General features: G+C 73.9%; 6 protein-coding genes and 1 pseudogene. 5 read left to right on the top strand and 2 right to left on the bottom strand.

The annotated features are described in order from the left end of the window. The coding region (locus SSBG_RS09390; protein ID WP_267880258.1) for a transglycosylase domain-containing protein at positions 1 to 3,202 on the bottom strand (3,202 nt) is incomplete at its 3' end. Positions 3,203 to 3,423: 221 nt separating this feature from the next. On the opposite strand from SSBG_RS09390, the gene SSBG_RS09385 reads away from it, so the two are divergent. From SSBG_RS09385 to SSBG_RS09370, 4 genes are all read left to right on the top strand, one after another. After that, complete coding sequence (locus SSBG_RS09385) at positions 3,424 to 4,233, top strand: ABC transporter permease (protein WP_008745936.1); 810 nt, start codon at positions 3,424 to 3,426, stop codon at positions 4,231 to 4,233. 76 nt (positions 4,234 to 4,309) lie between these two features. Further along, positions 4,310 to 5,074, top strand: coding sequence for an ABC transporter permease (locus SSBG_RS09380; RefSeq protein WP_234010736.1), 765 nt, complete (start codon positions 4,310 to 4,312; stop codon positions 5,072 to 5,074). A gap of 43 nt (positions 5,075 to 5,117) precedes the next feature. After that, positions 5,118 to 6,107, top strand: a complete 990-nt coding sequence (locus SSBG_RS09375) for an ATP-binding cassette domain-containing protein (protein ID WP_037869338.1) — start codon at positions 5,118 to 5,120, stop codon at positions 6,105 to 6,107. A 51-nt stretch (positions 6,108 to 6,158) separates the two neighbouring features. Next, the gene (locus SSBG_RS09370; RefSeq protein WP_037869337.1) at positions 6,159 to 6,833 is read left to right on the top strand and encodes a DUF1707 SHOCT-like domain-containing protein; all 675 of its coding nucleotides are present in this window, start codon (positions 6,159 to 6,161) and stop codon (positions 6,831 to 6,833) included. Between the two features lie 106 nt (positions 6,834 to 6,939). Here the strand turns inward: SSBG_RS09370 and SSBG_RS09365 are convergent. Continuing rightward, a pseudogene (locus tag SSBG_RS09365) lies at positions 6,940 to 8,274 on the bottom strand (SGNH/GDSL hydrolase family protein). 353 nt (positions 8,275 to 8,627) lie between these two features. On the opposite strand from SSBG_RS09365, the gene SSBG_RS09360 reads away from it, so the two are divergent. Beyond that, positions 8,628 to 10,163, top strand: coding sequence for a DUF445 domain-containing protein (locus tag SSBG_RS09360; RefSeq protein ID WP_008745932.1), 1,536 nt, complete (start codon positions 8,628 to 8,630; stop codon positions 10,161 to 10,163). Positions 10,164 to 10,292 lie beyond the last annotated feature (129 nt).

Raw genomic sequence — 10,292 nt, 5'->3', positions numbered from 1 at the left:
CGCCCGCGCCGCCGAACCCGGCGCCGCCCGCGCCGCCCGCGCCGCCGGCACCTCCCGCGCCCCCGGCGTCGCCGCCCGGGTCGGTGCCGCCGGGTCCTGTGCCGCCGTTGTCGCCGCCGCCCGGTTCCGTGGCGCCGCCGCTCGGCGTGCCGCCACCGGGCGGTGTCACGGGGCCGCCGGAGGGGGTGCCGCCGGTGGTGTCGCCGGTGCCGTTCTGCTCGCCGGAGCCGTTGCCGTCGTCGCCGGAGGCGGGGGGCGAGGCGGGCGGGTCGCTCCGGCCCGTGCCCGTGCCCGTGCCCGGGCTGTTGCTGTCGCTCGGGGCCTGCGAGACGGGCGGCTTGCGCTTGGCGCCCTTGGCGAGCTTGAGGTCGAAGTCGTGCGCCTTCTTCCCCTTGAGCGCCTGCTTGACGTACTGCGCCCAGATCTCGGTGGGCGGGCCGCCGCCGTTCATGCGGGCGACGCCGAGTGCCCCGTACAGCGGCACGTGCTTGGCGGTCTCGGGGTCCTGGCCCATGACCGAGACGACCGTCGCGAGGTCGGGGGTGTACCCGGCGAAGAGCGCGGCGGTGTCCTCCTCGGCGGTGCCGGTCTTGCCCGCCGCCGGGCGGCCCGAGGTGCGGGCGGCCATCGCGGTGCCCTTCTCGACCACGCTCTGGAGGATCGACGTCGTGGTGTCGGCGGCCTCGCGCTTGACGGCCCGCGTGGACTTCCGCCCGGGCAGTTCGACCCGCTTGCCGTCCCGGTCGGTGATCTTGACGACGAGCTGGGCGGGGTTGTGCTCGCCGTGGTTGGCGAGCGTCGCGTACGCCTCGGTCATGCGCAGCACGCTGGGGGTCGCGGTGCCGAGCGCGATCGAGGGGTACGGGGCCAGGGACGGGGTGCCCTTGGCGAGACCGAGGGCCTCGGCGGTCTTCTTCACCTTCGCGGGGCCGACATCGACGGCCATCTGCGCGTACACCGAGTTGACGGACTTGTCGGTGGCGACGCTGACCGGGATGCGGCCGTAGTCGCGCTGGTCCTCGTTCTCGGGGCTGAACGGGATGGAGCTGCCCTTGACGGGGCGTTTGCTGGTCCCGTCGTACATCGTCGCGGGCATGATCGTCTCGCCGCCCTGCGTCGTGGAGTGGTTCTCCAGCGCGGAGGTGAAGACGAAGGGCTTGAACGTCGAGCCGACCTGGAAGTCGGCGCGGGTCGCGTTGTTCGTGTACTGCTTCACCCAGTCGATGCCGCCGTACATCGCGAGGACCCGCCCGGTCTTCGGGTCGATCGAGACGGCGCCCGCGCGGACGTTGCGGTCGGCGGGCCGGTTCTTCTTGTCGAGCTTGTCGATGAGCCGGTCGTTCACCGCCTTGACCAGGGCGTCCTGGTTGCTCTTCTTGAAGGTCGTGGTGATGCGGTAGCCCTGGTTGGTGAGGTGGTTCTTGTCGATGCCGTTCTCACCGAGGTAGTTCTTGACGGCCTCGACGAGGTAGCCGCGCTGCCCGGAGAGCGAGGAGTTCGTGCTCGTGGGCTCCTTCGGCACGGGGAACTTCGCCTGCGCGCGCTGGGCCTTCGTCATCCAGTGCTGCTTCACCATGCCGTCGAGCACGTAGGACCAGCGGGCCTCGGCGGCGCGCCGGTTCTCGGGGTAGACGACGACGTCGTACGCGGACGGGGCGTTGAGCAGCGAGGCGAGGTAGGCGCCCTCGGGGATGGTGAGCTGCCCGACGTCCTTGTCGTAGTAGGCGCGGGCGGCGGCCTGGATGCCGTAGGCGTTGCGGCCGAAGTAGCTCGTGTTGAGGTAGCCCTCCAGGATCTCGTCCTTGCTCTTCTCGCGGTCGAGCTTGAGCGAGATGAAGAACTCCTTGGCCTTGCGGGTGACCGTCTGGTCCTGGTCCAGGTAGTAGTTCTTCACGTACTGCTGCGTGATGGTCGATCCGGACTGCTTGCCCTTGCCGGTCGCGGTGTTCCACGCGGCACGGACCATGGCCGCCGGGTCGACGGCGGACTCGCTGTAGAAGTCGCGGTCCTCGGCGGCGAGCACGGTGCGCTGGACGGACTTCGGGATCTCCGAGAGCTTCACGTTGACGCGGTTGACGGTGCCGTCGCGCGCGAGGAGGGTGCCGTCGTCGTAGTAGTAGACGTTGCTCTGGAGCTGGGCTTCCTGGTTGCCCGCCGGGATGTCGGTGGTCGCGTAGCCGACGGCGAGGGCGCCGCCGAGGAGCAGGATCAGCAGGACGAGACCGCCGAGGGTCATGCGCCAGGTGGGGAAGAGCCGGCGCCATCCCTTGCGCTTGCGGGATTTGCGGCCCTTCTTCTTGGGCGGCTCGCCCTCGCCCTCGCCGTCACCGGCGGCCATGGCGGCGGCGCCGGTGCCACCGGGCGGAGGGGGCGCGGGCGGACCGGCCGGAGCACCGGCCCCGGACGCGGCGGACGCGGCGGGCCCGGCCTTCGCCGGGGCGGCCTGCCCGGCCTTCGCCCCCTTCCCGCCGGGCCCCGGCCTCCCGGGACGCGCGGCGCCCTCGCCGGGGACGCGCAACTGGGTCGTGCGTTCGGCGGGGATCTCCTTGGGGGGACCGTCGGGGGAGGGCTGAGGAGCGGAGGGCTTGGTGCCGGGGGTCGCTTTGGCGCCCGGCGCGGGCTTCGCGTCCGGGGTGGCCTTGGTGCTCGGGGTCGCCTTGGCGTCCGGGGTGGTGGCCTTGGCCTCCGGAGTCGCCTTCGGGGGCTCGGCGGCGGCCTTCCCCCCGTCACCGGCTACGGCGGCACTCCCCGCCTTCGCCTTCCCGGCGTCCGCCCGCGCGGTCTCCGCCTTCGCGGCCGCGCCCGCCCCGCTCTTCGCCCCGTCCTTCGACGCCGCGTCAGGCTTCCCCGCCCCGACGGGCTTCCCGGCCCCGACGGGCTTCCCGGCCCCGACGGGCTTCCCGGCCGTGTCAGGCTTCCCGGCCGTGTCAGGCTTCCCGGCCGTGTCAGGCTTCCCGGCCCGGGTGGCCCCGCCCCGCGGCTTCGCCCCCGGCCCGCCCGCAGACCCCGCCGGTCGCGCCGACTCCGCAGGCCCCGCCGCCTCTGCCGACCCCGCCGGCTTCCCCGGCCGCCCCGACCGGTCCTCGCGTGACTCCTTCCGCTCGTTCCCCTCCTCGCGCCGGGGTGTCCCGGCCTCCTGCGGACGGGACTGCCTGCCGTCCCCGGTGTGGTCGCCGTCGCCGTGCTGCGGCTCGTCGGTCATGTTGTGCGGAACTCCTGCTTCGCTTCGTGCACCCGGTGCCCACGTACGCACCGAGGCGCGGGGCGGTCGGAACACGGTGCCCGCCTCGGCGGCTCGTGATTCCTTCCCCGTTGTAAAACGCGTGGCGCGCGTGGACGGCTCCCCTCTAGGCTCGTGACTTTGGCCCCGAAGGCCGAATCCACACCATTCGCGCGGAAAATCCGCACCGAAAGAGAGGTGTCGTGCGCACCGTTCGGCTCTACGCGGCAGTCGCCGCCGGTGGGTTCCGCCGCTATGCGACGTACCACTGGGCGACCTTCGCCGGGGTGTTCACCAACACGGTGTTCGGCGTCATTCTCGCCTATACGTATGAGGCGCTGTGGCAGGAGCGTCCCCACCTGGGCGACTACACGCTCTCGCAGGCGCTGACCTACGTCTGGATCGGCCAGGCGATCCTCATGACGTCCATGGTCATGGGGGGCGGGTTCGAGGTCGAGCTCGGCGAGCGCATCCGCAGCGGGGACATCGCCGTGGACCTCTACCGCCCCGCCGACCTCCAGTCCTGGTGGCTCGCCGGGGACCTCGGGCGGGCGGCGTTCCACCTGCTCGGACGGGGGATCGTGCCCTTCGCGGCGGGCGCGCTCCTCTTCGACCTGTCGGTGCCCGCCGACCCGCTGCGCTGGCTGTGCTTCCTCGGCGCGGTCGCGCTCGGGGTCGTCGTGAGCTTCGCGCTGCGCTACCTCGTGGCGCTCTCCGCCTTCTGGCTGCTGCACGGCGACGGCATCACCCGGCTGCACGTCTTCGTGGCCACGTTCTTCTCGGGCGTCTCGCTGCCGCTCAACGTCTTCCCCGGGCTGCTCGGCGAGGTGGCCCGCGCGCTGCCGTGGTCCTCGCTCGTCCAGGTCCCCGCCGACGTCCTGCTCGGTACGTACGAGGGGGGCGAACTCCTCGGCGTGTACGGCTTCCAGGCGGGCTGGGCCGTACTGCTCCTCGGCCTCGGCCGTCTCCTCCAGTCCGCCGCGACCCGCAGGGTGGTGCTCCAAGGTGGCTGAATCCGCCGCTCCCCCGGTGGTACGGGAACGGGGCGCCCTGCGCACCGGTCTGCGCGCCTACCGGCGGGTGAGCCTCATGTGGGTGCGCTCGATGCTCGCGTATCCCCTCTCCTTCGCGCTGAACCTCTTCGCGCAGGCGGCGATCACGGGTCTCGACTTCGTCGTGATCCTGCTGATGTTCTCGCACGTCGAGGCGCTCGGCGGCTACGACCTGGCGGACTTCGCCGTCCTCTACGGGCTCTCCTCGGTCTCCTTCGGGCTGTGCCACCTCCTCCTCGGCTCGACGCAGCGGCTCGGCCAGCGGGTGCGCGACGGCACGCTCGACGCGCTGCTCGTGCGCCCGGCCCCCGTGCTCGCGCAGATCGCCGCCGACCGCTTCTCGCTCAACCGGCTCGGCCGCACCTTCCAGGGCCTCGCCGTGCTGGCGTGGGGGCTGAGCGCGGCGGGCGTGGACTGGAACGCCGGACGCGTTTTGGTGATCCCGTACGCGGTGGTGAGCGGCGCTGCGATCTTCGGCGCGGTGTACGTGGCGGGGGCGGCCTTCCAGTTCGTGGCGACCGACGCGGCCGAGGTCGAGAACGCGTTCACGTACGGCGGGCAGACGATGCTCCAGTACCCGCCGACCGTCTTCGCCAAGGAGGTGGTGCGCGCGGTGACGTTCGTCCTGCCGCTCTCCTTCGTCAACTGGATCCCGGGCGCGTACCTCCTGGACCGTCCCGTCCCGCTCGGCCTGCCCGCCTGGTGCGCCGTGCTGCCCCCCTTCGTGGCCGTCGCCGCGCTCGCGCTCGCGGGGCTCGCCTGGCGGACGGGGCTGCGGGGCTACCGCTCGACGGGGAGCTGAGGAAGCCGTGGTGAGTTCTCGTACGGACGAAAGGAAACAGGTGGTGGAGAGCGAGCCGGGGGACGACGTCATCGTCGTCGAAGACCTGGAGAAGGAGTTCACGCTCCGGCGCAGGACTGCGTTGTTGCGGTACGAGAAGCGGGCGGTGCGGGCCGTGGACGGCATCTCGTTCCGGGTGCGGCGCGGCGAGATGGTCGGGTACATCGGGCCGAACGGGGCGGGCAAGTCCACGACGATCAAGATGCTCACCGGCATCCTCACGCCCTCGGGCGGCCTGCTGCGGGTCGCGGGGCTCGATCCCTCGCGGCAGCGGCTCGCGCTGACGCGCCGTATCGGCGTCGTCTTCGGGCAGCGCACGACGCTGTGGTGGGACCTGCCGCTCATCGACTCGTACCGCCTCATGCGGCACCTGTACGACGTGCCGCTCGCCCGCTACCGCGAGACGCTCGACCGCTGCGTGGAGCGGCTGGAACTGGGCGACCTGCTGCACGTGCCGGTGCGGCAGCTCTCGCTCGGGCAGCGGATGCGCGGCGACATCGGCGCGGCGCTGCTGCACTCGCCCGAGGTGCTGTACCTGGACGAGCCGACGATCGGGCTCGACGTCTTCTCCAAGGCACGCGTGCGGGAGTTCTTGCGCGAGCTGAACGCCGAGCGGGGCACGACGGTGCTGCTCACGACGCACGACCTCACCGACATCGAGCAGGTCTGCTCGCGCGTCATGGTCATCGACCACGGGCACCTCGTCCACGACGGGGACCTGGCGGGGCTGCACGCGCTGGGCGAGAGCGAGCGCACGCTCGTCCTGGACCTGGAGTGCGAGCTGCCCGCCGTCTCGGTGCCCGGCGCCCGTACGGTGCGGGTGGAGGGGCCGCGCCAGTGGCTCGCCTTCCCCGCCGGGGCCTCGGCGGCGCCGCTCGTGGCGCGGATCGCGGCCGACTACCCGCTCGCCGACCTCTCGGTGCGGGAACCGGACATCGAGTCCGTCATCGCCCGGATGTACGCGCGCGGCAGGAGCGGCGCGGTCACCTCGTAGGGTGGCCCCATGACTGACGAGCGGGCCGAACTACCGCCCAGGAAAACGGATATGACCAAAGCGGGCGCGGACGCGCCGCTCGCCGAGGGGGAGCTGCGCGCCTCGGACGCCGACCGGGAACGGGTCGCCGAGCGGCTGCGCGAGGCGATCGCCGAGGGGCGCCTGGACATGGAGGAGTTCGACGTACGGCTCGGCGCGGCCTACGCGGCCCGCACGTACGGGGAACTCGTGCCGCTCACGCGGGACCTGCCGGAGAGCGCCGGGAGCGCGGCACACGCTCCCGCGCCGCTCGCGGGCGGGGCCGGGCGCGTGGGCCGGGTCGGCGCGGAGCCGACCTCGCGCGGGGCCTTCGCGCTCTTCGGCGGCTTCACGCGCCGGGGCCGCTGGGTGGCCGGGAAGGTCTTCACGGCCTTCGCGATGTGGGGCGGCGGCGAGATCGACCTGCGCGAGGCCGATTTCGAGGACCGCGAGACGGTCGTCCGCTGCTTCACGATCTGGGGCGGCATCTCGGTCGTGGTCCCGCCGGAGCTGCGGGTGCGCGTCTCGGGCGTCGGGATCATGGGCGGGTTCGGCGGCGACCAGCTCTTCGACGGCCCGCCGGACTCGCCGCAGGTGACGGTGAAGGGCTTCGCCCTGATGGGCGGGGTGGGGGTCCAGCGCAAGGCGAGGAAGGGCGAGAAGCGGCGCCTCACGGAGGAGCGCGAGCGGCGGGAACTGGAGGACTGAGCCGCGAGCCGCGGCGCCGGTGCCGTGCCCGCCGGGCCCGGGGATTTCCCGCGCCCCCAGCCGGGCACCGGCTCCCCGGCCCCCGTCCCGGCGGGCCGGGGGCCGCTCACAGCTGCGCCGGTGCCGCGCCCTTCAGGTCCGCCAGGTTCACCGTCTCGGCCATCCGCAGGTACCCCGCGTCGTTGAGGTGCAGGTGGTCGCCCGAGTCGTAGCGGGTGGCCAGGCGGGCGGGACGGGCCGGGTCGCGCAGCGCCCGGTCGAAGTCGGCGTAGGCGTCGAAGACGCGGCCCGAGCGGATCTCGGCGTTGACCGCCTGCCGGGTCCGCTCGCCGCGCGCGGTGTAGCCCCGGTGGCCCTCGAAGGGCATGAGCGTCGCGCCGACGACGTGCAGTCCCCTCGCGTGCGCCCGCGCGGTCAGCTCGCGCAGCCCGTCCACGATCCGCCGGGCGTCGTACTGCTGCGGGGGCCGCAGGATGTCGTTGATGCCCAGGTCGATGAAGACGGCCTTCACCCCGGGGCGACCGAGCACGTCACGGTCGAAGCGGTCCAGGGCCGCCGGGTTGTCGGCGGGACGGCCGGCCCCGGCGAGCAGGACGCGGTTGCCGCTGATCCCGGCGTTGACGACGCTGTAGCGCGGGGCGCCCTGCTCCTCGGCGAGGCGGCGGGCGAGGCGGTCGGGCCAGCGGTGGTCGGCGCCGCTCGTGGAGTGCAGCCCGTCGGTGAGCGAGTCGCCGAGCGTGACGAGGGTCCCGCCGAGGCGGTGGCTCAGGACATCGACGGCGGTGACGTACCGCCAGTAGGGGGACTGGGCCGTGTACGCCGCCCCGTCCGGGTCGGTCGTCCGGTCGCCCTCGGCGAGGTAGCTGGTCTGGCGGGCCTGCGCGTGGAAGGTGACGGGGCCGCTGCCCAGGGGCGAGTACGTCGTGACGAGGAGGTCCGCGTCGCCGGGGACGCTCAGGCGCACGGCGTCGCTCACCCGCTGGCCCCCCGCCGGGATGACGACGGTCGTGGCACCGCCGAAGGTGAGGCGGCGCAAGGTGCCGGCCGCCGCCGTGGGGTTGCCGGGCGCGGCGGCGAGCGCGACGGACGCGCTCGTGATCGACAGGGTCTACTGCCCGTACAGGTTGGAGAGCGTGACGCGCGTCGCCTCGCCGGGAACGGAGGTGTTCACGACGTTATGCTCCGACCGGTCCGCGAGCCCGTCAAGGACGGTGCCGGGCTCGGCGCCGCTCGGCGGCGCGGACCACGTACCGACCCAGGCGCCCGACGAGGCCGGGGCGGCGGGCGCCGCCGAGCCGCGCGCGGCGCGCGGGGCGGCTGTGACGGTGTCCTCGTCCTTGCTCCGCCCGGAACCGGTCACGAGCAGGAAGAGCGCGGTCGAGCACAGCACCACGAGGGCCGTGACGGCGGCGAGCACGCCATAACCGTGACGCTTGGTCATGTGCGGGGTTTCTCCTCGGACAGCGGGAGCCCGAGGCTCCGGTCGGACAATCCCATGATGCGACATGGGTGGGGGTCGCGCTGTGCGCACCCTTCGTCCCGACAGAGGCCGGAAATCGCAGATCCGTTCCCCCGGTGAGCGCGGCGGGGACAATGGGAACGGCCTCTCGCGCCCCGAAGCCCAGCTCCGGGCGGTGCGCCCGGGGCCGCGACACGGGGCCACGACGGTGAGGAAAGGGCGGCGGGGCGATGGGGACGCAGGGGGAGGGTGAGGCGAAAATCACGGGGGCGGAACCGGCATCGGGAACGGAACCGGGGCCCGGAACGGGACCGGCATCGGGAGCGGAGGACGGCATGGGCGGAGCATCAGGGGGGCCGACCGGCGACGGGGGCGCGGGGCCGAGGCCGGGCGGCGGTGCGGGTGCCGGCCCGGGGCCCGGTGAGGGTGCGGATGCGCGTGCGCGTGCGCGTGCGGACGCGGGACCCGGCGGCGATGCGGATGCGGGCGCGGGACCCGGCGGCGATGCGGATGCGCGGACGGGCACCCCGCCACGTACCGCCACCGCCGCCGCGCCCCGCAAGGGCTCCGTGGGCTCCGTCGCGCGCGCCCTCGGCGGCGCCCGCAGCCCCGTCGATCTCACCCCCGCCGACCTGGAGAAACGCCGGGGCGTCCGGCGGATGAAGTCCTTCGCGCTCGGGCTGCTGCTCTTCGTCGCGGTCGTCTACGCCCTCGCGAGCTGGCTCGGTCACCGGGGCGCGGGCACCTGGACGGGGTACGTCGCGGCGGCCGCCGAGGCCGGGATGGTCGGCGCGCTCGCCGACTGGTTCGCCGTGACCGCGCTCTTCCGGCACCCTCTCGGGCTGCCCATCCCGCACACCGCGATCATCCCGCAGAAGAAGGACCAGCTCGGGGCCGCGCTCGGCGGCTTCGTCGGCGAGAACTTCCTCTCCGGGGACGTCGTACGGGACCGGCTGCGCGGTATCGGCATCGGGCACCGCCTCGGCGAGTGGCTCGCCGAGCCCGCGCACGCCGACCGCGTGACGGCGGAGGCGGCGACGGCGCTGCGCGGGGCGCTCACCGTCCTGCGCGACAGCGACGTGCAGGCCGTCGTCGGCGAGGCCATCACGCGGCGCGCCACGAGCGCCGAGGTCGCGCCCTCGCTCGGGCGGCTCCTGGAACGCCTCGTGGCCGACGGCGGGCACCGCAAGCTCGTGGACCTCGTGTGCGTGCACGCCCACGACTGGCTCGTGACCCACCGCGACTCCGTCATGGACGCCGTGCAGGGCGGCGCCCCCGGCTGGACGCCGCGCTTCGTGGACAAGCGCATCGGGGAGCGCGTCTACAAGGAACTGCTCCGCTTCGTCACCGAGATGCGCGACATGCCGGACCACCCCGCGCGCGGCGCCGTCGACCGCTTCCTCGCGGACTTCGCGGCCGACCTCCAGGCGGACGGCCCGACCCGCGCCCGCGTCGAGCGCCTCAAGAACGACATCCTGGGCCGCGCCGAGGTGCAGGACCTCATCGCCTCGGTGTGGGGCACGGTGCGCGGCATGATGGTCGCCGCCGCCGAGGACGAGCGCAGCGAACTGCGCCTGCGCGCCCGTACCGCGCTCCTCTCGCTCGGCAACCGCCTGAGCGCGGACGACCGGCTGCGCGCGAAGGTGGACGGCTGGGTCGAGGGCGCGGCGGTCTACGTCGTCTCGACGTACCGCACCGAGATCACCTCGCTCATCACCGACACCGTCGCGGGCTGGGACGCCGAGCACACCTCGCGCAAGATCGAGGCGAACATCGGCCGCGACCTCCAGTTCATCCGCATCAACGGCACGGTCGTCGGCTCCCTCGCGGGCCTGGTGATCCACACGGTGTCGCACGCGCTGGGGGCCTGAGCGCCGGTACGGGGTGAGGGGCCGGGGCCCCGGCGGGACGGGGCGTCCCTGCCCCGGCCCGGCGCCGCGCGACCCCGCCGTCCTCCCTCCCGCCGCGCCGTCCTCCCCCTGCGCCCCGCGGCCCCGCCC

The organism is Streptomyces sp. SPB074, assembly GCF_000154905.1.
GTDB lineage: Bacteria > Actinomycetota > Actinomycetes > Streptomycetales > Streptomycetaceae > Streptomyces.
This window is presented reverse-complemented; position numbering and strand designations above follow the sequence as displayed.

What these genes read in the sequence shown, in the direction of transcription:
- SSBG_RS09380 (WP_234010736.1), top strand. Translation starts at nt 4,310, where the DNA reads ATGTGGGTGCGCTCGATGCTCGCGTATCCCCTCTCCTTCGCGCTGAAC.
- SSBG_RS09370 (WP_037869337.1), top strand. Translation starts at nt 6,159, where the DNA reads ATGACCAAAGCGGGCGCGGACGCGCCGCTCGCCGAGGGGGAGCTGCGC.
- SSBG_RS09360 (WP_008745932.1), top strand. Translation starts at nt 8,628, where the DNA reads ATGGGCGGAGCATCAGGGGGGCCGACCGGCGACGGGGGCGCGGGGCCG.